Genomic DNA, 22,509 nt, shown 5'->3' on the forward strand with positions numbered 1-22,509 from the left:
CTGGGACAAAATAAAATGTCTCAGCCTACTTTATCATTTTGTCAGTAGCTGACTGATTTGAAAATGCGCTTGAATCAAGCTTTTTTCAAACCTAGTCATCCTTGCCGGGGTAGGACAACGAAATAAATTTTGAGAAAATATTATTTCTGTCCTACTCCCATTTGTATGCCATGGTTAAATTTGATTATTTATCTTCTGGTTGCATAACATTATCAATTAAACCATATTCTTTAGCTTCGTCAGCAGTTAAGAAGTTATCACGATCAGTATCTTTTTGAATTTTTTCAATACTTTGACCTGTACGTTCAGCTAAAATTTTGTTTAATTTTTCACGTGTTTTTAAAATGTGGTTAGCAGCAATTTCGATTTCAGTCGCTTGTCCTTGTGCACCACCTAATGGTTGGTGAATCATAACTTCAGCGTTTGGTAATGCAAAGCGTTTACCTTTTGCACCAGCTGCTAATAAGAATGAACCCATTGATGCAGCCATACCGATACAAATTGTTTGTACATCTGGTTTAATATGTTGAATCGTATCATAAATTGCAAATCCAGCCGTAACACTACCACCTGGAGAATTAATATATAGATAGATGTCTTTCTCAGAGTCTTGAGCTTGTAAGAATAATAATTGTGATACAATTGAATTTGCTACATTATCATCAATTGCAGAACCTAGCATAATAATACGGTCTTTCAATAAACGTGAATAAATATCGTATGCGCGTTCACCGCGATTTGTTGTTTCAATTACTGTAGGAATTAAATTCATTTATATTTCCTCCTTGTGATTAACTGTTAATTAGTATTTTACATCAAAAGTCAAAAATGGTCAAAATTTAAACTCATCTAGCACTAAGAAAAGTTGACCATATTTTAATAGATTTTGTACACTATAAACATACATTCAGATTGTACTTTTAAAATAACAATTAGTACAGAAATTTGTCTTTATCATTTAATATCTCCTCGTAGTGTAACGGATAGCACGTAAGATTCCGGTTCTTAAGATAGAGGTTCGACTCCTCTCGAGGGGGCTAATAGCTTTAATTATGCACATTTTAATTTCAAGAATGGGAGTGCGACAGAATTCTTTTTAAATTCGTCGTCCCACTCCCAACTTGCTTTGCTTGTAGAATTTCTTAGTGAAATTCTCTTTGTTGGGGCCCCACAAGGATGACTAGAACTGAGAAAAGCTTGATTTAAGCGCCTTCTCAGTTCAGTCATCTACTGCGAATTTGCAAAATAGCATCATCATATTATTTATGTTCCAGGCTCGTTCTTTTTTATTTGTCTTTTAATAAAAAAACAAAGAAAATTAAATTTCAGGGACTTTTCAGGGATCCAAGTCCCTAGTTCTAAAAAAAGAACTCGCCAATCCATGACGCGTTTATACTTATAATTCTATTTTTTCACCACTTCGAATTTTGTCTGCAAGTTCATTTAACTTTCTTAAACGATGGTTGACTCCAGATTTAGATATCGGACCCGTCGATATCATTTCTCCCAGTTCTTTTAAAGAGATTTCTTGATGCTCAACTCGAAGTTTAGCAATCTCTCTTAAGCGATCAGGCAAATTATCTAATCCGATTTCCTGATCAATTAACTGGATACTTTCTACTTGTTTCATAGCGGCACTTACAGTCTTATTAAGGTTTGCAGTTTCACAATTTACTAAACGATTCACTGAATTTCTCATATCTCTAACAATTCGCACATCTTCAAACTTCAATAATGCTTGGTATCCACCTATTAAACTTAGAAAATCAGAAATTTTTTCAGCTTCTTTTAAATAAGCAATACTACCCTTTTTTCGTTCTAAATGTTTAGCATTTAATCCATAACTATTCATTAATTTAGTTAAACCTTCAGAATGATTCTCATATTGAGAAAATATTTCTAAATGGTAGGATGATGTCTCTGGATTATTTACAGATCCTCCAGCTAAAAATGCGCCTCTTAAATAACTTCTACGCATTTCATCATCTTTAATCATGCTAGCATCAATATCGTGAACAAAAATACCATTCTTTAATATACCAAGTTCATCTAGAATTTCTTTAGCTCGCACTTTTGTACGACAAATATAAATATTATTTTTCTTTAATTTCATTTTTTTACGAACTAGAATTTCCACTTCTACATTAAATATGCGTTTAATTAATGAATAAATTCTTCTAGCGGTCGTAGCATTCTCTGTTTGAACATTAATTACGAATTGTTGATTAGATAGGCTAAGTGCACCGTTCATACGAATTAATGCGCTAAGCTCTGCTTTGGCATTGCTTTCATCAACATCAATGCGTGTTAATTCATTCTTCATATCTGATGCAAAACTCATCACATTTCCCCCTCTAATCAATTTTATATATACAAGTAACTAACATCCTATATAGTTGCACTATATTACGCGAATACATTAATAAACATACGCCCTATATCATACCATAGTTATACAGATGATTAGAAGTGTTATTTTTTAGGTCTAAATTGAATCGTACTTGTCATTTCAAGTGCTAAATCATAGATCAATCTTGCTAAAACTTTAGTATTGTGACGTACTAAATGATCATCTAATATTTCGACTAAATTAGATGACGTGATCATTCTAATATTATGATCTGTAATTTTATGTTCATCCATAACAACCGGTTTAGCATTACGCTCTCTATAACGTTCTAACACTTTATCATCGTATTTATCATTACTACAGATGACATAATCAATAAAATCACTTCCAGCATGTTTATGTATTGCTTGAATATGGTCCATAACGTCGTAATCTGATGTTTCTCCCGGTTGAGTCATAACATTAGATATGTATAATTTAGGTGCTTTAGAACGTAAAATAGCTTCTGACATACCTTTAACACATAAATTCGAAATAACACTTGTGTATAGTGAGCCAGGTCCGAGCACGATTAAATCTGCATCTTCTAATGCGTCAATTGCTTCTTCCATAGGTTCAACATTTTCAGGTTCTAAAAAAACACGATCAATACGTTTGTTTTTCTTTGGTATTTGAGATTCTCCTCGTACAATTTCTCCGTCTTCTAACACTGCGTTTAGCATAACATTAGTATTCGTTGAAGGAATCACTTTACCTTTAATATTTAAAATCTTACTTAATTCTTTAACTGCATGACCGAAGTCATTCTTTATGTTTGTTAAGGCTGCTAGTAATAAATTACCTAGTGAGTGTCCTTCGATTTGATTTTCTTTAAATCGATATTGAAATAATTCTTCTATGACTGGTTCAGCATCGCTTAGTGCCGCTATAACATTTCTAATATCACCTGGAGCAGGTATATCCATCTCACTACGTATTTTACCAGTACTACCACCATCATCAGCTACAGTAACGATGGCCGTTATATCAATGGGGTACTCTCTCAGCCCCCTCGCCAATACTGATAGGCCTGTTCCACCGCCTATGAGTACAATCTTTAATTGTTTCATTTTCTCACGCCACTTTCGATATGTGCATCTCTGTGATGAACATAGACATTATAATCAAATATTTCTGTTAATTCTTCACCAATGCGTTTAGCTAACGCAACAGAGCGATGTTGACCTCCTGTACAACCTATTGCAATTACTAATTGTGATTTACCCTCTTTTTTATAACCTGGTATCATAAATTTCAGTAAATCCATTAATTTTTCGAAAAATATTTCAGTTTCATTCCATTTCATAACATAATGGTAAACTGGTTCATCTTCTCCTGTCATCGGTCTTAAGTCTTCAACATAATAAGGATTTGGGAGGAAACGGACATCAAATACTAAATCTGCGTCTTTTTGTATACCATGTTTAAAGCCGAAACTTGATACATTGATACTAAAGGATTTAAAATTCTCATCTTCAAATTTTTCTTTCACTCTAGCTTTAAGTTCTTTCGTCGTCAATTGAGTTGTATCTACAATATAATTAGCGATTGTACGAATATTGCTAAGCAATTGCTTTTCTTCTAAGATTGAATCCATCAAAGACATTTGTCCATTTTCATTTAAAGGGTGAGCTCGTCTAGATTCTTTGTATCTAGAAATTAGTTTTTCTGTTTCCGCTTCTAAAAACATGACATCTACAATTACATCGTTTCTACTTTTGATTGCATCAATTTCTTCTACTAATGATTTAAATAATTCTTTACCTCTTAAATCTATAGCAATAGCTACTTTTTGCAAAGAAGGATTACCTTGTTCCATTAATTCTACAAATTTAGGGAGTAAAATAGGTGGTAGATTATCAACACAGAAGTAACCAATATCTTCTAAACATTGTATGACCACTGATTTACCCGCACCGGATAGACCTGTTACTACTAATAGTTCACTTTTACTCATTTCATTTTCTTTATGGTTCGTCATTTTGACACCGCCTAGTTAATCTTTTTAATATATACATACGTTTTAGAATATCGTTAATTTACTTTCATAATATCATATGAGCTACTTATCGTAACTATTATTGCGATATCTGAATCTAATATTGAATTAAATAAAAAAGGCTAGAATTCATGCTTTAATCACTATATGATGTGATTGCATGCTCTAGCCTAATCTTATTTATGCTTCTTGCTTATCTTTTAATTCTTCAATGTAATCAATAGCACTTTGTGCTGCTATACTACCATCACCCGTAGCTGTTACAATTTGACGTAAACCTTTATCTCTAACATCACCAGCCGCAAATATACCTGGCACTTTCGTACTCATATTATCTTCAGTTACAATATAGCCCATATCATTCGTAATTCCTAGATTCACAAATGGTGCTGTTAATGGTTTCATACCAATGTAGATGAACACCCCATCTGCATCTAAAGTTTGTTCAGAGGCATCTTTGGTAGAAACAAGTGTTACAGAACCTACTTTTCCATCTTTTTCATTAATAGATTTTAAAGTATGACTCCATATAAAATCGATTTTGTCATTTTTAAACGCACGATCTTGCAAGATTTTTTGTGCTCTTAATTCATCTCTTCTGTGTACAATTGTAACTTTATCTGCGAATTTAGTTAGGAATGCACCTTCTTCAACAGCAGAATCCCCGCCACCTATTACAAATAAGTTTTTATTTTTGAAAAATGCACCATCACATACTGCACAATAACTTACACCGCGTCCACCTAGTTCTTGTTCACCAGGGACACCAATTTTTTTATATTCAGCACCAGTTGAAATAATTACCGCACGAGCTGTTATCTCTTTATTGCCTAAATTAATTTCTTTATAGTCACCTTTATCTTCAATTGATTTAATATCTCCATATTGATATTCAGCACCGAATTTTTTAGCGTGTTCGAACATTTTAGTTGATAAATCTGGACCAGTAATCATTTCGAATCCTGGGAAGTTCTCTACTTCCTCTGTATTTGCCATTTGTCCACCAGGCATGCCTCGTTCAATCATTACTGTGCTTAAATTTGCACGTGATGCATAAACTGCTGCAGTCATACCGGCTGGTCCAGCACCGATAATTGCAACATCATAATTTACTTCAGTCATTTTTATGCCTCCTACGTTTTTAATATCATGCGCATTATATATTAATATTTGAAATCTTTAAATTTATATGCTCAACAATTGATCAATTGCGTTATCTAACTTATAACTTGATATATTAAACAATTCCATAATTTTCTTTTTAGTCATATGGCTATGATAATAACGATGATATAGATAAGCATGTGCAGCTACATATCTGTCAACTTCACTAAAATCAACATCGTTCGCAATTAACCCTTCACCTTTATCAATCCAACTTATAAATAATTCCGTATCTTTCTGTATGTCGTCCATTTCATATAAACTCACTAAACCTTTGTGAATGAAATCTAATTTATTTAAATGCAGTCCCTGTACTAAATAAGTAAGGTAAAGTTTTTCATAGTCATTCATTGTTTCTAAAATAGACCAAATCTCTTGAGTCATTAATATTTCTTTACCATTTAATTGATTTAATAAAAACACACCATAAAGTCTATAATGGCTATCATCATCTAATAACAGTGGTAATATTTTTTGATCAAATGTTTGTTTACTCTCTTCAAGTACCCAAGGTGCGTAGCCCACATCAACTTTAGAAATTTGCAGTAACTTCTCCCAAAATACTTTACTCTGTTCTTTATTTCCGAGGTAATAATAATTAAAGCTCAATGCATTAAACATTTGAATTGAGGCAAACTTACCTTTTTTATAAAGTGGTAATAATATTTGTTGAGATGCATCGTACTGTTTTAAATAGCTTAGTACTATGCCTAATTTAAAACTTTCATCATCATTCATTGGTACTACTTTACTTAATATTTTAAGATATTTGTGATACTTATCTTTTTCATTCGTATTGTAAAGTAGCAATGTATAGTGACATAGTGCATGTACATCTGAATTATCTTCTGCCAATAACGCTTCAAACATATCTTTAGCAATTTCATATTCACTTAAATACAAATAGCACATTGCTAATAAGTTGCGAATGACTCTATGTTCTTGAATTTTCTCCTCTTGATTCAAAATATATTTACGTGCATCTTGTAATCTTCCTTGAGAAAATAAATATTGGAATAGTAATTGCGTTGAGAAAAGTTGTGCTTCGAGCTGAATTTTATCTTCACTCATATAAGACACTTCGAATGTTTTTTCTAATTCTTCTCGAAAGTCAGTATCATCAGTTAAAATCACATAATTAATACCAAACAAGAAGGCCTTGTTTGGCTCATTAAGGTCAATGTTTAATTGACTAAGTTGATAGAAACTGTCGGCAACATGATTACCTTCAATAATGCTGTCATAAAACAAATGCTCAGCTCGTCTACCTAAATTAAGTTTATTTAAGCAATAAGCATACTTTAATTTAATATCAAAATCTTGTGGTGACAAATCAAGCACTTTTTTATAGTATTCTACTGCCTTATTAAAATCTTGCATTCTATATTTTTGATCAGCCATTTTACGATAAAATGGTTCATCAAATTTCATCGAGATAATTTTATCATTGTTTTGCGCCATTCTTTGTCACCTCTCTTTATTTATGATGTATTTGCATAGGATTGCCATATGCAATGGCATAATCTGGTATATCTTTTGATACAACTGTTCCAGCTTTAACGACTACATGATTACCAATATGTACACCTGGTAGAATGGTCGAATTTGCACCAATTAATGTATGGTCACCAATGTACACTGGGCCATAGCGATATTCATCCACTAATACTTCGTGCGTTAATATTGTTGTATTATAACCAATTACAGAATTATTGCCAATTGTAATGAGTTGCGGATAAAAGATGTCAGGCATTACTTTATAGGCAATAGCAGTATGTTGTCCAATGGTCATGTTCAATAGATTAATATATATCCAACGTTTCCATTTTAAATTTGGTATAAAACGACATAATTCAATAAGCAATGTATTGGTAAATACTTTGGGAAAACGTACTAAACTATAAATCCGCCATAGTGGATTAATCTTATGATGGTCTTCTTTAGTTAACCGTCTCATGATTTCACTTTCGCCTTAGAGCTATTCCAAGTTAACGGACCTGCTTCTTTGTACAATGGTGGCTGGTATTTAATGCGACGATAAATTAAAATAACCAAACCAATTATGATTAAAATAATTGATACCAATTGCGCTACTCTAATATGACTTGTTAGCATCAAACTATCCGTTCTTAACCCCTCTACAAAGAAACGTCCAATTGAATACCATATTAAATAAAGTGTGAATGTTTCACCTACGCGAAGATGCTTTCTAATTGTAATTAAAATGATGAATCCCAATATATCCCATATAGATTCATATAAGAATGTTGGATGGTAGTATATCCCTTCAATATACATATTACGAATAATAAACTCTGGAATATGTAAATTTTCTAAAAAGGTTCTTGAGACTGGACCCCCATGAGCTTCATGATTCATAAAGTTACCCCAACGTCCAATACCTTGAGCTAAAATAATGCTTGGTGCCACAATGTCACCAATTTGAAATGGATTTAAATTTTTAATTTTACATACAATAATACCAGTGATAAATCCACCTAAAAGACCACCATGTATTGCAATACCGCCATGCCATATCATTGGAATTTCAATAGGGTTTTGGGCGTAATATGGCCATTGAAAAATCACGAAGTAAATACGTGCAGTGATAAACCCAAAGATGGCACTGTAAAAGATGACGTCAACAAGCGTATCTTTATGTAAACCAACATATTTCAAGCTTTCTTGAGCTATGAAATAACCAATAAGGATTCCTACCGCAATAATGATACCGTACCATTTTATTGAGAGTGGACCTATGCTAAATGCAGTAGGATCAATATAATTCAGATTAAAAAGCATGTTCTAGTTCTCCTTGCTTTGATGACCTTTTTTTAAGATTTCTTCATTTAAACGTTGATTAAATTCTTCAGCTGTATTAATCCCCATTATATTTAAACGATAATTCATTGCTGCGACTTCTATAATGACTGCAACATTTCGTCCTGGTCTTACAGGAATTGTTTTTTTAGTGATTTCTGTATCAAGAATTTGTAATGTTTCTTCATTCAATCCAACTCGGTCATACAGTTTATCTTTATCCCAATTTTCAAGGTTAATGTTAAGACGAATTTGTTTTTGTGTGAGGATTGACCCCGCTCCAAATAATGTCATGACATTGATGATACCGAGACCCCTAATTTCTAGTAAGTGCTCAATTAATTTAGGTGGTGTCCCTATTAATTCATCTTTAGTTATTTCACGAATTTCTACGTTATCATCAGCTACAAGTCGATGACCTCGTTTCACTAATTCAAGTGCAGTCTCACTCTTACCTATACCAGAATCTCCAGTGATTAACACACCCACACCATAAACATCGACTAACACACCATGTAATGATGTTGTCTTAGCTAATTCATGTTCAAGGAATGTCGTTAATCGACTCATTAAACTTGTAGTTGCATCCTTTGATACGATGAGTGGTGTATCCATTTCTTGAGCGGCATCAATCAGCTCTTGCGGAGGTTCTAATCCTCTTGTCACAATAATTGCAGGTGTTTCAGGACGACATAATTTTCTCATACGTCCATGACGTTCCTCGTCTGGTAACAAATTATAAAACGATAATTCTGTAGTACCTAGTAATTGAATTCGGTCTGCAGCATAGTGTGAAAAATATCCAGCCATTTCTAGACCTGGTCTAGAAATATCCGTATTTTTAATAGGTTTATGTAATCCTTTTTCACCTGTAAACAATTCTAATTTAAGTAATTTGACTAATTTCTCTGTCGTTAACATGAGTTCACCTCAAAATTTTCACTTGAATTCATTCACCTATTATCATATCAAAAATAAAGACAAGATTAATATAAAAAAGAAGAAATCCTAATATATTTGTTTCATATACACCTTAGATTGCTTTTAAATCATTAAGGGAGCAACATATAGTTTGTATTGGATTACTTAACCTCACTTATTGAATTTCTTATTACAATTCCCTTTGTTGGGTTTGATGTTTTGTTATTAAAAAAACTGAGAAAAGCTCGATATGAGCGTCTTCTCAGTTAAGTCAATTAATGCGAGATGACTATGATCCCTTAAATTACTATTAATTTCCATAATCTATAATTTAATTTATTCTACTTTATCTCGTTCAAGTACCGTTTTTAAATATTTACCTGTGTATGATGATTCTACATTTGCAATCTCTTCTGGTGTACCAGTAGCAACTAGTGTACCACCACCATCGCCACCTTCAGGTCCTAGATCAATAATATGATCTGCTGTTTTAATGACATCTAAATTATGTTCAATAATCACAACTGTGTCACCGTTTTCGACTAGACGATTAAGCACTTTTAGCAAACGACTAATATCATCGACGTGCAAACCGGTTGTAGGTTCATCAAGAATATAGATGGAACGACCAGTTGAACGTTTATGCAATTCAGAAGCTAATTTAACACGTTGTGCTTCTCCACCTGATAGTGTTGTGGCTTGTTGTCCAAGCGTGATGTAACCTAAACCAACATCTACAAGTGTTTGTAATTTACGATGTATTTTAGGAATATTTTCAAAGAAATACGTTGCTTCTTCCACTGTCATTTCAAGCACTTCAGCAATATTCTTACCTTTATAAGTAACTTCTAATGTTTCACGGTTATAGCGTTTTCCATCACAAACTTCGCATGGAACATACACATCAGGTAAAAAGTGCATTTCAATTTTAATAATGCCATCACCTTTACAAGCTTCACAACGTCCACCTTTAACATTAAAGCTAAAGCGTCCTTTTTGATAACCACGAATTTTCGCTTCATTTGTTTGAGCAAATACATCACGTATATCATCAAATACGCCAGTATAAGTGGCTGGATTAGAACGTGGTGTTCTACCGATAGGAGATTGGTCAATATCAATAATTTTATCTAGTTGATCAATACCTTCAATGCTATCAAAGGCACCCGGTTTAACTTTAGATTTATTTATTTTTTGAGCTAATGATTTATATAATACTTCATTAACTAGTGAACTTTTACCTGAACCAGACACACCTGTTACAACTGTCATTACAGACAATGGAATATCTACATCTACACCTTTTAAGTTATTACTTCGTGCACCTTTGATACTAATTTTGCGATCAGTTACTTCTCGACGATGTTCAGGAACGTCGATACGTTTCTTACCACTTAAATATTGTCCTGTTAAAGATTTCTTATCTTTCATGACTTTACTTGGAGTGCCACTAGAGACGATTTCACCACCATGATTACCTGCACCAGGACCGACATCTACGAGATAATCAGCTGCTCGCATAGTGTCATCATCATGTTCAACAACAATAAGTGTATTGCCCAAATCTCGCATTTCTTTCAATGTACTTATCAGACGATCATTATCACGTTGGTGTAAACCAATAGAGGGTTCGTCAAGCACATAAAGTACCCCTGTTAAGCGTGAACCGATTTGTGTCGCTAATCGAATACGTTGTGCTTCACCACCCGAAAGAGTGCCTGACGCACGATTAAGTGTTAAATATTCTAATCCAACATTATTTAGAAATGACAATCTTGAAATGATTTCTTTTAAAATTTGATTTGCAATAGCTCTATCTTGTTCTGAAAGCTCAATATTTTCATAGTAATTTAATGCATTCTTGATAGAATATTCGACAACTTCTCCAATATTATATCCACCAACGTAAACAGATAGCGCTTCTTTACTTAAACGTTTACCGTGACAAGTTTCGCAAGGCAGTTCAGTCATGTATTTACTCATTACTTCACGTGTATATTCCGATGGTGATTCATGATAACGACGGTCAATGTTGGCAACAACACCCTCGAATTTCATTCTTCTATGACGTGTCCCACCGTTACGACTGTGGAAAGAGAAATCAATTTCTTTATCACCTGAACCATTCATTAATATGTTTTTCTGTCTATCAGTCAACTTTTTATATGGCTTATCCATATTAATTTTATATACTTCGCATACGCGTTTTAATAAAGTTGGGTAAAAATCTGAGCTCGTAGGTTCCCATGGTTCAATCGCACCTTCATTTAGAGTCTTATTAGGGTCTGGAACTACCAAATCAAGATCGACTGTTAATCTTTGGCCTAAACCATCACAAGTTGGACAAGCACCAAATGGGCTATTGAAACTAAACATTCTAGGTTCTAATTCACCAATAGAGAACCCGCAAATTGGACAAGCGTGATTCTCAGAAAATTTAAGGTCCTCTCCATCAATTACATCGACAGTAATATTGCCATCAGCTAATTCTAAACCTGTCTCAATTGAATCTGCTAAACGTGTTTCAATACCATCTTTAACTACCAAACGGTCTACGACTACCTCGATAGTATGGTTTTTATTTTTATCTAATTCAGGAACCTCATTGACATCGACAATATCGCCGTCAACTCTAAGACGTACATAGCCTTTTTTACCAATATCTGCGATAAGTTTCTCATGACTACCTTTTCTATGAGAAACAACTGGCGCTAAAATTTGAATTTTAGTGCGTTCTTCAAGTTCTAAAATGCGATCAACCATTTGTTGCACAGTTTGAGATTCAATTTCAATATTATGATTAGGACAATATGGCTTGCCTATTCGTGCGTATAACAAACGAATATAATCATAAATCTCCGTTACCGTTGCTACTGTTGAGCGGGGATTTTTACTTGTCGTCTTTTGGTCAATTGAAATAGCTGGTGATAATCCCTCTATCGTATCGACATCTGGTTTATCCATTTGCCCCAAAAATTGACGCGCATATGCACTTAATGATTCTACATAACGTCTTTGCCCTTCAGCATAAATCGTATCGAATGCTAAAGACGATTTACCTGACCCAGATAACCCTGTCATAACAATTAATTTATTTTTTGGAAGTTCAATGTCTACGTCTTTTAAGTTATGTGCACGTGCACCCTTTACTATAATACTTGGTCCCTTCATTTAACTGTCACCCTTCTGCTTTTAATTCAAATAACATATCTCTTAATTCTGTTGCTTTTTCAAAGTCTAAATCTTTAGCTGCTTTTTTCATTTCTTTTTCTATATTTTCAATTGTTTTTTGTCTTTCTTTTTTAGTCATTTTCTTAGGTAATTCGGTTTGTTGTTTTTCATTTGTTTCATCATTATCAACCGTGGCACTAATAACATCATGAATTTTCTTATTAATTGTTTTAGGTGTGATTCCATATTTTTCATTATGTGCCATTTGTATATCACGACGTCTTTGCGTTTCATCAAGCGCATATTGCATTGAATCGGTGATTTTATCAGCATACATAATCACTTCACCTTTTTCATTTCGTGCAGCACGACCTATCGTTTGGATTAATGAGCGGTTTGAGCGTAAGAAACCTTCTTTATCTGCATCTAAAATAACAACTAATGAAACTTCCGGTATATCAATTCCCTCTCTCAATAGATTGATACCGACAACAACATCATACGTTCCCATTCTTAAGTCACGAATAATTTCAATACGTTCTAACGTTTTAATCTCTGAGTGTAAGTAATTTACTTTAATACCCGCTTCTTTCATGTATGTCGTTAAGTCTTCACTCATTTTTTTAGTTAACGTTGTGACTAAGACACGTTCATCTCTATCAATACGTTCTTGAATTTCACTAAGTAAATCATCAATTTGATTTTTAGTTGGTCGAACATCAATTTTAGGATCTAAAAGACCAGTAGGACGAATAATTTGTTCAATCATTTCATCGGTATGTTCAATCTCATAAGGTCCTGGTGTAGCTGATACATATACCAATTGATTCGTTTTTTGTTCAAACTCCTCAAATTTTAATGGTCGGTTATCCATCGCACTAGGTAATCGGAAACCATGATCTACTAAAACTTGCTTACGCGCACGGTCACCGTTAAACATTCCTCTTATTTGTGGCAATGTAACGTGAGACTCATCGATCATTACTAACCAGTCATCACCGAAATAATCTAGTAACGTATAAGGTGTTGAACCTAAAGGTCTTAACGTTAGATGTACAGAATAGTTCTCGATACCCGAACAGAATCCCATTTCCCTCATCATTTCTAAATCATAATTTGTACGTTGCTCTAGACGTTGAGCTTCTAATAACTTATTCTCATCTTTTAATTCTTTTAATCGTTCTTCTAATTCCTTCTCAATACGTTCTATGGCAACTTTCATTTTTTCTTCACGTGTTACGAAGTGAGACGCCGGGAAAATCGCGAAATGTTCACGTTCGCGAATGACTTCTCCCGTTAAATAATTAACTTCTCGAATCCGATCAATTTCATCGCCAAAAAATTCAACGCGAATACACATTTCTTCACGTGAAGCTGGGAAAATTTCCACCACGTCGCCACGTACTCTAAATGTACCACGTTGGAAATCAATATCATTTCTAGAATATTGTACGTCTACGAGTTTACGAAGCAGTTCACTTCGATCCATTTCCATACCAACTCGAACACTTACTACTAAATCTTTATATTCTTCCGGATTACCTAAACCATAGATACAGCTGACACTGGCTATGATAATGACATCATCACGTTCAAATAATGCACTTGTGGCAGAATGTCGTAGTTGGTCAATTTCGTCATTAATTGAGGCATCTTTCTCAATAAACGTGTCTGTAGAAGGTACATAGGCTTCTGGTTGATAGTAATCATAATAACTAACAAAGTATTCTACTCTATTTTCTGGAAAGAATTCCTTAAACTCACTATAAAGTTGTCCCGCTAATGTTTTATTGTGTGCAATGATGAGCGTTGGTTTTCCCACTTCTTTAATAACATTACTCATTGTAAATGTCTTACCTGTACCAGTGGCACCTAAAAGCGTTTGGTGACGCTTTCCTTCTTTAACACCTTTAACTATTTTCTCTATTGCTTGCGGTTGGTCCCCTTGTGGATCAAACTCAGAATTCAATTTAAACGGGTAATGTTCCACCATTCTGATAAGCGCCTCCTTGAATTAAGCATTCTTAACTATTTATTTAAACTTTGATGTAAATAAATGATGTATGAAAATTTAACAATGATTTGTTTTAAATTGTATCTTTATTATTAATAAAAATTCTACTGAAATAGCTTAAACCACCTTATTAAGTGAAATTCATAAATTCATTCACTTAAAAATTTCCTATTATTTGTAAACTACTCTCACTTAAGGCTATTTTATCAAACATATAAATAAAAATACAAACGTTTGTTCGCTTACGTTTGTATTTTCAAAAACATTTATTCTTATTTTATATTCCACTAATGCGTGTGATTTATTCATATATAATTTAATGACGCCCGCTCTTAAATATACTTTAAATATTTACTTCCATTTGGACAAATTGTGCATTTACACTATAAACCAACTTACAGCAACATTCAAAAGTTCTGTTTAATAATGTTTAGTCTTGATGCTTATGAAACTCAAGGTTATCTATGATGACATATCCAGCTAATAAGGACACTACATCGATAAAGATTATCCATTCATTGTGAAAGAATCCTTTGTAAATTGAAGCAGCTATCAAAATTAATGTCGCAATAACACCAACCCATTTACTTCGAGTTATCACACTAAACAACACGACTAATACACATGGAAAAAATGCAGCTAAAGCGTACCAAATCATTTATCTCACCCATTTCTTCGATTTAAAATCGCCATTGTAGTTTCTCGCAATTCTGCTCGAGGAATGAAGTTTTCAGTTAGCATTTCAGGTATGACATTTTCTATGAAATCTTGAACAGAACTTAAGTGATCAAATTGCATGATTGTTTCCAAGCTGTGTTCATAAATTTCAAAGAACAGGTCCTCGGGATTACGTTTCTGTATTTCGCCGAACGTTTCATACAATAAATCAATTTTGTCGGCTACAGATAAAATTTGACCCTCTAACGAATCATCTTTCCCCTCTTGTAGTCGTTCTCGATAAATATCTTTATAAGGTTCAGGTATTTCTTCATTAATAAACGTGTCCACCATATCTTGTTCAACTTGAGAAAACAACATTTTCAATTCCGTTTTAGCGTACTTCACTGGTGTTTTAATGTCACCAGTAAACACTTCTGCAAAATCATGATTCAGTGCTTTTTCATATAAACTTTTCCAATCAATAGTATTACCATGATGTTCTTCTACAGTCGCTAAATATTGTGCAATCTTAGTAACTTTAAAAGAGTGAGCAGCAACATTATGTTCAAAATATTTAAATTTACCTGGTAAGCGAATTAATTTCTCTAAATCAGAAAGTCTCTTAAAGTATTGATGAACACCCATTTTACCTTACCTCCATACTCTATTAAATAAAGATTATACTTACATTTATTATATCAATCAACATTTCTATGAGAAGTGTCAATTCTTTATATATTGTAAAATGTTGAAGAAGTATAAAAAATAAGACCCTCAACATAGTTTCACGCTTAAATGAACTATCGAGGAGTCTTATGTATACAATTTGTCGAATGATTATATTACGATTCGTTAAATTGAATTTGAAGCTTTCATCATCTTATCAAATACTTTGGTTGGCAATATAGCATGTAAAAACACAAGGGGTTTAGCTGCAAATCCTAATAGATAACGTGGTTTAGGTTTATTACTATCTATTGCTTTTGAAATCGCTTTTGTGACTACCATTGGATTTGAAAGCATATTAGAATGATATTGCTTTTTCATACTTTGAGCCACTTTCATCGCAGTAGCTTCATAGGCACCGCCTTTTGCAGAATCAGCTAATTTATCAGCAGCGATAATCCCCCAATCTGTTTTAATCCCACCTGGTTCAATAATAGATACTTCTATCCCGAATTCCTCTACTTCCATTCGTAAAGCATCGCTAAAGGCTTCTAATGCATATTTCGTAGCATGATACCAAGCGCCAAAATAAGTTGTAAGTCGTCCACCCATTGATGAAATATTAATGATATGTCCTGATTTTTGCGTTCTCATATGTGGTAAAACTAGCTGTGTAATACGTGCTAAACCAAATATATTTACTTCAAATTGCTGTTTCGCTTCTTCAATTGTGACATCTTCGATTGCACCATATGAACCATAACCGGCATTATTAACGAGCACATCAATTCTTCCTTCGTTTGCGATAATTGTATCGATTGCCGTTTTGATTGATGCTTCATTTGTTAAATCTAATTTTAAAGGGTTAACTTGGTTTACTTTTTCAAGGCTTTCTATCCTACGACCAGCGCCATAAACAATATTTCCCTGTGCTGCTAAATATTCTGCTGTTTTATAACCAATACCACTCGTTGCTCCTGTAATTAAAATGACTTTTCCCATAAATGAGTCCACCTTTATATTCTATTTTAAAACATAATTATGCGTAAAAAGAGCAAAACTATTAATAAATATTCGCTTACATTGAGCTTTCTTCAATACATAACAATTATTTCATTTTCATTTATTACCCAATATATACTAGTTACATAGAAATGTATTGTGATAAGTACTTTAATTAAAGATTAGATTGTTTTCCTAAAATGTACACAAACCGGTTCCTAACTATTTATATAAAATAAACACCCCTTGCTCTAACTATGCCGCGCTATTTCGTTTAGTCTTCCTATAAATTTTTATAAAACGGCATACCTCATAAAAAAAGAGTTCAATAACTATGCTAAATTGCATAGCCATTGAACTCTGACATTTGAATATATTAAAAATAATGTCTTTAAATTTGTTAGTGAATAAAATTATAGCTTGAAGTGTTTGTAATTGTTCTATTTGTAACATGGTTATAATGACCATTCCAGTTCATTTCTGAAACATATACTGATCCATCTTGATTAACATGTTCCACGACACCAACATGACCATAATAACCAGCAGTTGTTTGGAAAATAGCACCTACTTCTGGACGATTATCTACTGTTAATCCAGCATTTTTTGCTGAGTATGCCCAGTTATTGGCGTTACCCCAATAACTACCAATTGAGCGCCCTAATTGTTGTCGACGATCAAATGCATAGTATGTACAATTTCCGAAACTATAACGGTTTCCTTGATTGGCAGTTGTAATATGTTGATACGATACTGGTGTATTCACTGATGAGTAGTATGAATCGTGCGTAGTAGTTGTAGGTGCACTTGTAGGTACAATATTGTAACCAGTCACATTTGTTGTGCTAGCACTTACCGATTGAGCTACCACATCTGATTGATTAAATGCTGTTGTTTCTGCATAAGTTTGTGCATAATTGATCTCTTTATTTTCTAATTTTGCTGCACCTTTTTCACTTACTGCAATTAAGTCACCTGGATGAATTAATGCAGTTACACCTGGATTAAAGTTATATAATTGTTCAAGTGATAAGTGATGTGATAACGCAATTTGGTATAATGTATCGCCAGCTTTAACTTTAACGATATCTTTATTTGTTAATCCTAGATTTGTTTCTTGCTCCACTTGACTATTGTATGTATTTGATTGTTGTGAAGTTGTATGTGTTGAATTTGTATGTTCTTGTGCATTAGCTAAACCACTTAAACCTGCTAAAGCTGCAATAGAAGTCAATGTTACTGTAAGAGTCTTATTAATCATGTTGTCATTCCTTTGTTGTTTTATATTATTGTTCTTTTATACTGTAGCACAACATATTTTATAGAAGTTCAATGTTATCGGCTTGTAATATAAAGGTTAAAAAGGGCTTAAATAACATATGAAATTATATACTCTAGTAATAAATAACATTTCAATTTACATTTACTTAGCTATTATTTAGATTCTCAAAAAAATTAGGAGTAAGATAATCAATTCAAAACGAACTCTATCTCACTCCTATTTTCAATTCTTTTACATTAATTATCACTTTGATTCATTGTATATCTTAGATACGATTCAATGAATGGTCCAATCTCCCCATCCATGACTGCATCAACTTTACCAGTCTCTTCATTTGTTCGATGATCTTTTACCATAGAATAAGGATGGAAAACATATGAACGAATTTGGCTTCCCCAACCAATTTCTTTTTGTTCACCACGTATTTCAGCCATTTCACGTTCTTGCTCTTCTAATTTTAATTGGTATAATTTAGCTTTTAACATTTTCATCGCTGCTTCACGGTTTTTAATTTGTGAACGTTCATTTTGGTTATTAACTACGATGCCTGTTGGATGGTGCGTAATTCGAATTGCAGATTCTGTTTTATTTATATGCTGACCTCCAGCACCTGATGCTCTAAATGTATCTACTGTAATATCGTCAGGATTAATTTCTATTTCAATTTCATCATTATTAAATTCCGGAATGACATCACATGAAGCAAATGACGTGTGACGGCGCCCAGATGAATCAAATGGAGAAATTCTAACTAGTCTATGAACACCTTTTTCGGCTTTTAAATAACCATACGCATTATGCCCTTTAATTAACAATGTGACACTTTTGACGCCCGCTTCATCACCTGGTAAATAATCAACAGTTTCAACTTTGAACCCTTGTTGTTCACCATAACGTTGGTACATACGTAGTAACATACTAGCCCAATCTTGTGATTCAGTACCACCAGCACCCGGATGTAATTCTAAAATTGCATTATTCGCATCATGTGGACCATCTAATAATAATTGCAATTCAAACTGATCAACTTTCTCTTTGAAGTCGAGAACATTTTGTTCTAAATCACTCTTTACATCATCATCTAACTCTTCTTGCAATAATTCCCAAGTTGCCGTCATATCCTCAACTTCTTCTTCTAATTCATGATAACCATTTACAACTGATTTTAATGCATTATTTTTATCAATAACATCTTGTGCTTTATTCTGATCATCCCAAAAGTCAGGTTCAGTCATCATTTCTTCATATTCTTGAATATTTGTCTCTTTATTTTCTAAGTCAAAGAGACCCCCTAATTTGTGTTAAGTTGTTACGATATTCATCTATATTTCGCTTAATTTCAGATAATTCCATATTTATCTCTCCTATTCTTACCTAATTCATATTGATTGGATATGTAAAAAGTAGGAGCGTGAATTCTATTTCACAACTCCCACTTATTATTGAACATAATACCTATTCTTCTTTTCCATGACAATTTTTATATTTCTTGCCACTACCACAAGGACATGGGTCATTACGACCAACTTTGTCGCCTTTAACAATAGGTTGCTTTTTAGCTTTTTCTTTGCCATCTTCAGCAGAGACATGTTGAGCTGTTCCAAAGTCAGTTGTTTTCTCTCTTTCTATATCTTCATCAACTTGAATTACAGATTTAAGGATGAATTTAGATGTATCTTCCTCAATATTTTGCATCATCATATCAAATAACTCATGACCTTCATTTTGATAATCACGAAGTGGATTTTGTTGTGCATATGAACGTAAATGGATACCTTGACGTAATTGGTCCATAGTATCAATATGATCTGTCCAATGAGTATCTATAGAGCGTAGTAATATCATACGCTCAAATTCAGCCATTTGGTCACCAATTTTGGCTTTTTGACTTTCATATACTTTTTCAATTTTAGACCAAACTACTTCGAAGATGTCTTCAGAATCTTTACCGTTAATTTCTTCTTCTTTAAGATCGCCTTCTTGTAAAAAGACATCATTAACGTAATTAATAAACGGAGCGTAGTCAGGATTGTCATCTTCTTCACTTATATGATAGGTCACACCACGTTGTAATGTAGAACGTAACATTGCATTAACTAATTGTGAACTATCCTCTGAATCGATAATATTGTTTCTTTCATTGTAGATAATTTCACGTTGCTTACGTAACACTTCATCGTATTCAAGTATACGTTTACGTGCATCAAAGTTGTTACCTTCAACACGTTTTTGAGCAGATTCAACAGCGCGGGATACCATTTTTGATTCAATAGGAGTTGAATCATCCATGCCTAAACGGTTCATCATTTTTTGAAGTCTTTCAGAACCGAAACGAACCATTAATTCATCTTGAAGTGATAAATAGAAACGACTATCCCCTCTATCACCTTGACGACCAGAACGACCACGTAATTGGTCATCTATACGTCTAGATTCATGTCGTTCAGTACCAATAACTGCTAAACCGCCAATTTCTTCTACACCTTCACCTAGTTTAATATCAGTACCACGACCAGCCATGTTTGTAGCTATTGTCACAGCACCTTTTTGTCCTGCATTTGCAACAATTTCCGCTTCACGTTCATGGTTTTTAGCGTTTAAAACATCATGTCTAATACCACGCTTTTTAAGTAAATTTGAGATATATTCACTTGTTTCAACCGCAACAGTACCTAAAAGAACGGGTTGACCTTGTTTATGTTTTTCGACTACGTCTTCAACGACTGCATCAAATTTACCTTTTTGACTAATGTAAATTAAATCAGATTTATCATCACGTTGAACAGGTTTATTCGTAGGAATTTGTGTAACCGTCATATTATAAATATTACGGAATTCTTCTTCCTCTGTTTTTGCAGTACCAGTCATACCAGCTAATTTATTATACATACGGAAATAGTTTTGGAAAGTAATGGATGCCATTGTTTTCGATTCATTTTGAATTTTAACGCCCTCTTTAGCTTCTATCGCTTGGTGAAGCCCTTCAGAGAAACGACGACCAGGCATTGTACGTCCAGTAAATTGGTCAACAATGAGTACTTCTCCATCAACAACCATGTAGTCCACGTCACGTTGTAATGTTACGTGTGCTTTTAATGCTGTATTAATGTGACTAATAACTTCCACATTCTGTACATCATATAAATTTTCAATTTTAAACATGCGTTCAGCTTTGTCTGCACCTTGTTCAGTTAAATGAACTGCTTTTGTCTTTTCATCATATTTATAATCATCTTCAGCTTTTAACATTTTGGCGAATACATTCGCTTGTGTATAAAGCGACGTAGATTTTTCTGCTTCCCCAGAGATAATTAAAGGCGTTCTAGCTTCATCAATTAAAATAGAGTCTACCTCATCGATGATTGCAAAATGTAATGGTCTCATTACACGCTCTTCGGCATAGTTCACCATATTATCTCTTAAATAATCAAATCCTAATTCATTATTCGTACTATAAGTAATATCTTGAGCATAAGCTTCACGTTTTTCACTTGTTGATTTACTATTTAAATTTAATCCTACAGTTAGGCCTAAGAATTCATATAACTCTGCCATTTCTTCACTTTGAACACTAGATAAGTATTCGTTAACTGTGATTACGTGCACACCACGACCTGCAAGCGCATTTAAATACGTAGGCATCGTCGCTGTTAAAGTTTTACCTTCACCGGTTCTCATTTCAGCGATATCACCTTTATGAATGGCGATACCACCCATTACTTGCACTTTATAAGGTGTCATATTAAAGACACGTTTTGACCCTTCTCTTACTAAAGCATATGCTTGAGGTAAGATTTTATCTAGATAGTCATTTTGTTTTTTTACATCTTCAATTTCTTGTACCTCTTGTTGAAATTGCTTCGTCTTTTTTTTAATTTCTTCATCAGTTAAGATAGCCATATCTTCCTCTAACGAAAGTACTTCATCGGCTATTTTACTTAGACGTTTAGTTTCTTTTTTATTGCCGTCAACAATTTTTGATAAAAATCCCATTACGTCCGCTCCTTTAGCTTAAAAACTGTTTGGCTTACAACAATTTATCATATCATTTATACTTTAGAATTTATACTTAAATACTCATATAAGTGCGACGCTTAATTGTGCGCAACTTAAATAACTTACTTCCTTTTTCCCCTAATTTGAATCGCTAAGCCTAATTTATTATTTTAATATCCAATTACCTCATTACATTAGCACAGCATGATATTAGCGTCCACGAATTACTATAATATAAGTTACAAAAAAGAGTGGAACAAAATTCATTTTGAATTCATTGTCCCACCCTTATAAGGATAACTATAACTGAGTGTATTTAATTATTATTACCTTCTCAGCTTAGTTATATCTGCAAATTGTCATTGTGAACTTAACACCATAAATATATTTCAAAATTGATTTAAATTAATAACTTACTATTAATC

17 protein-coding genes and 1 tRNA gene are annotated in these 22,509 nt (G+C 33.4%); 1 reads left to right on the forward strand and 17 read right to left on the reverse strand.

Annotated features, from left to right (window positions below; translation table 11 throughout):
- Positions 1-184: 184 nt before the first annotated feature.
- The gene (gene clpP, locus SBL16_RS01765; RefSeq protein ID WP_011276385.1) at positions 185-772 is read right to left on the reverse strand and encodes an ATP-dependent Clp endopeptidase proteolytic subunit ClpP; all 588 of its coding nucleotides are present in this window, start codon (positions 770-772) and stop codon (positions 185-187) included.
- A gap of 193 nt (positions 773-965) precedes the next feature.
- Between clpP and SBL16_RS01770 the strand changes: the two genes are divergently transcribed.
- Positions 966-1,037 (forward strand) — tRNA-Arg (locus SBL16_RS01770).
- Positions 1,038-1,396: 359 nt separating this feature from the next.
- Here SBL16_RS01770 and whiA read toward each other — a convergent pair.
- From whiA to secA, 16 genes are all read right to left on the reverse strand, one after another.
- Positions 1,397-2,341: a DNA-binding protein WhiA gene (gene whiA / locus SBL16_RS01775; RefSeq protein ID WP_037536323.1), complete on the reverse strand. Its 945-nt coding sequence runs from the start codon at positions 2,339-2,341 to the stop codon at positions 1,397-1,399.
- Positions 2,342-2,472: 131 nt separating this feature from the next.
- The gene (locus SBL16_RS01780; RefSeq protein ID WP_037536325.1) at positions 2,473-3,459 is read right to left on the reverse strand and encodes a uridine diphosphate-N-acetylglucosamine-binding protein YvcK; all 987 of its coding nucleotides are present in this window, start codon (positions 3,457-3,459) and stop codon (positions 2,473-2,475) included.
- Positions 3,456-4,370 carry an RNase adapter RapZ gene (gene rapZ, locus SBL16_RS01785; protein ID WP_317952532.1) on the reverse strand — a complete coding sequence of 305 codons (915 nt, stop codon included), beginning with the start codon at positions 4,368-4,370 and terminating at the stop codon, positions 3,456-3,458. The genes SBL16_RS01780 and rapZ overlap by 4 nt, the downstream gene beginning before the upstream one ends.
- Positions 4,371-4,568: 198 nt before the next feature.
- Positions 4,569-5,510, reverse strand: coding sequence for a thioredoxin-disulfide reductase (gene trxB, locus SBL16_RS01790; RefSeq protein WP_037536326.1), 942 nt, complete (start codon positions 5,508-5,510; stop codon positions 4,569-4,571).
- Between the two features lie 63 nt (positions 5,511-5,573).
- On the reverse strand, positions 5,574-7,013 hold the full coding sequence (locus tag SBL16_RS01795; protein ID WP_107611466.1) for a tetratricopeptide repeat protein: 1,440 nt from the start codon (positions 7,011-7,013) through the stop codon (positions 5,574-5,576).
- Positions 7,014-7,029: 16 nt separating this feature from the next.
- On the reverse strand, positions 7,030-7,509 hold the full coding sequence (locus SBL16_RS01800) for an acyltransferase (RefSeq protein WP_053019094.1): 480 nt from the start codon (positions 7,507-7,509) through the stop codon (positions 7,030-7,032).
- Positions 7,506-8,354, reverse strand: a complete 849-nt coding sequence (lgt, locus tag SBL16_RS01805) for a prolipoprotein diacylglyceryl transferase (RefSeq protein WP_107613416.1) — start codon at positions 8,352-8,354, stop codon at positions 7,506-7,508. The genes SBL16_RS01800 and lgt overlap by 4 nt, the downstream gene beginning before the upstream one ends.
- Before the next feature lie 3 nt (positions 8,355-8,357).
- Positions 8,358-9,293 carry an HPr(Ser) kinase/phosphatase gene (hprK, locus tag SBL16_RS01810; protein WP_011276393.1) on the reverse strand — a complete coding sequence of 312 codons (936 nt, stop codon included), beginning with the start codon at positions 9,291-9,293 and terminating at the stop codon, positions 8,358-8,360.
- Positions 9,294-9,629: 336 nt separating this feature from the next.
- The gene (uvrA, locus tag SBL16_RS01815) at positions 9,630-12,464 is read right to left on the reverse strand and encodes an excinuclease ABC subunit UvrA (RefSeq protein ID WP_107611469.1); all 2,835 of its coding nucleotides are present in this window, start codon (positions 12,462-12,464) and stop codon (positions 9,630-9,632) included.
- Positions 12,465-12,471: 7 nt separating this feature from the next.
- Entirely contained in the window at positions 12,472-14,457 is a 1,986-nt protein-coding gene (gene uvrB / locus SBL16_RS01820; RefSeq protein WP_016930981.1) for an excinuclease ABC subunit UvrB, read from the reverse strand.
- Positions 14,458-14,908: 451 nt separating this feature from the next.
- Positions 14,909-15,136 carry a CsbA family protein gene (locus SBL16_RS01825; protein WP_037536344.1) on the reverse strand — a complete coding sequence of 76 codons (228 nt, stop codon included), beginning with the start codon at positions 15,134-15,136 and terminating at the stop codon, positions 14,909-14,911.
- A 5-nt stretch (positions 15,137-15,141) separates the two neighbouring features.
- Positions 15,142-15,783: a YfbR-like 5'-deoxynucleotidase gene (locus SBL16_RS01830; protein WP_107611470.1), complete on the reverse strand. Its 642-nt coding sequence runs from the start codon at positions 15,781-15,783 to the stop codon at positions 15,142-15,144.
- Positions 15,784-15,990: 207 nt separating this feature from the next.
- Entirely contained in the window at positions 15,991-16,806 is an 816-nt protein-coding gene (locus SBL16_RS01835; RefSeq protein ID WP_107611471.1) for an oxidoreductase, read from the reverse strand.
- A 400-nt stretch (positions 16,807-17,206) separates the two neighbouring features.
- Entirely contained in the window at positions 17,207-18,064 is an 858-nt protein-coding gene (locus tag SBL16_RS01840) for a CHAP domain-containing protein (RefSeq protein ID WP_182477419.1), read from the reverse strand.
- Positions 18,065-18,324: 260 nt separating this feature from the next.
- Positions 18,325-19,441, reverse strand: a protein-coding gene (gene prfB, locus SBL16_RS01845) for a peptide chain release factor 2 (RefSeq protein WP_100479628.1) whose coding sequence is annotated in 2 segments (ribosomal slippage) — positions 18,325-19,368 and positions 19,370-19,441 — 1,116 coding nt in all. Because the reading frame shifts where the segments join, the coding sequence is not laid out codon by codon here.
- 102 nt (positions 19,442-19,543) lie between these two features.
- Entirely contained in the window at positions 19,544-22,081 is a 2,538-nt protein-coding gene (secA, locus tag SBL16_RS01850; RefSeq protein WP_107611473.1) for a preprotein translocase subunit SecA, read from the reverse strand.
- Between the last annotated feature and the right edge of the window lie 428 nt (positions 22,082-22,509).

The sequence above is a fragment of the Staphylococcus sp. NWU MK-U1 genome, from assembly GCF_033283505.1.
GTDB lineage: Bacteria > Bacillota > Bacilli > Staphylococcales > Staphylococcaceae > Staphylococcus > Staphylococcus haemolyticus.

What these genes read in the sequence shown, in the direction of transcription:
- clpP (WP_011276385.1), bottom strand. Translation starts at nt 772, where the DNA reads ATGAATTTAATTCCTACAGTAATTGAAACAACAAATCGCGGTGAACGC.
- whiA (WP_037536323.1), bottom strand. Translation starts at nt 2,341, where the DNA reads ATGAGTTTTGCATCAGATATGAAGAATGAATTAACACGCATTGATGTT.
- SBL16_RS01780 (WP_037536325.1), bottom strand. Translation starts at nt 3,459, where the DNA reads ATGAAACAATTAAAGATTGTACTCATAGGCGGTGGAACAGGCCTATCA.
- rapZ (WP_317952532.1), bottom strand. Translation starts at nt 4,370, where the DNA reads ATGACGAACCATAAAGAAAATGAAATGAGTAAAAGTGAACTATTAGTA.
- trxB (WP_037536326.1), bottom strand. Translation starts at nt 5,510, where the DNA reads ATGACTGAAGTAAATTATGATGTTGCAATTATCGGTGCTGGACCAGCC.
- SBL16_RS01795 (WP_107611466.1), bottom strand. Translation starts at nt 7,013, where the DNA reads ATGGCGCAAAACAATGATAAAATTATCTCGATGAAATTTGATGAACCA.
- SBL16_RS01800 (WP_053019094.1), bottom strand. Translation starts at nt 7,509, where the DNA reads ATGAGACGGTTAACTAAAGAAGACCATCATAAGATTAATCCACTATGG.
- lgt (WP_107613416.1), bottom strand. Translation starts at nt 8,354, where the DNA reads ATGCTTTTTAATCTGAATTATATTGATCCTACTGCATTTAGCATAGGT.
- hprK (WP_011276393.1), bottom strand. Translation starts at nt 9,293, where the DNA reads ATGTTAACGACAGAGAAATTAGTCAAATTACTTAAATTAGAATTGTTT.
- uvrA (WP_107611469.1), bottom strand. Translation starts at nt 12,464, where the DNA reads ATGAAGGGACCAAGTATTATAGTAAAGGGTGCACGTGCACATAACTTA.
- uvrB (WP_016930981.1), bottom strand. Translation starts at nt 14,457, where the DNA reads ATGGTGGAACATTACCCGTTTAAATTGAATTCTGAGTTTGATCCACAA.
- SBL16_RS01825 (WP_037536344.1), bottom strand. Translation starts at nt 15,136, where the DNA reads ATGATTTGGTACGCTTTAGCTGCATTTTTTCCATGTGTATTAGTCGTG.
- SBL16_RS01830 (WP_107611470.1), bottom strand. Translation starts at nt 15,783, where the DNA reads ATGGGTGTTCATCAATACTTTAAGAGACTTTCTGATTTAGAGAAATTA.
- SBL16_RS01835 (WP_107611471.1), bottom strand. Translation starts at nt 16,806, where the DNA reads ATGGGAAAAGTCATTTTAATTACAGGAGCAACGAGTGGTATTGGTTAT.
- secA (WP_107611473.1), bottom strand. Translation starts at nt 22,081, where the DNA reads ATGGGATTTTTATCAAAAATTGTTGACGGCAATAAAAAAGAAACTAAA.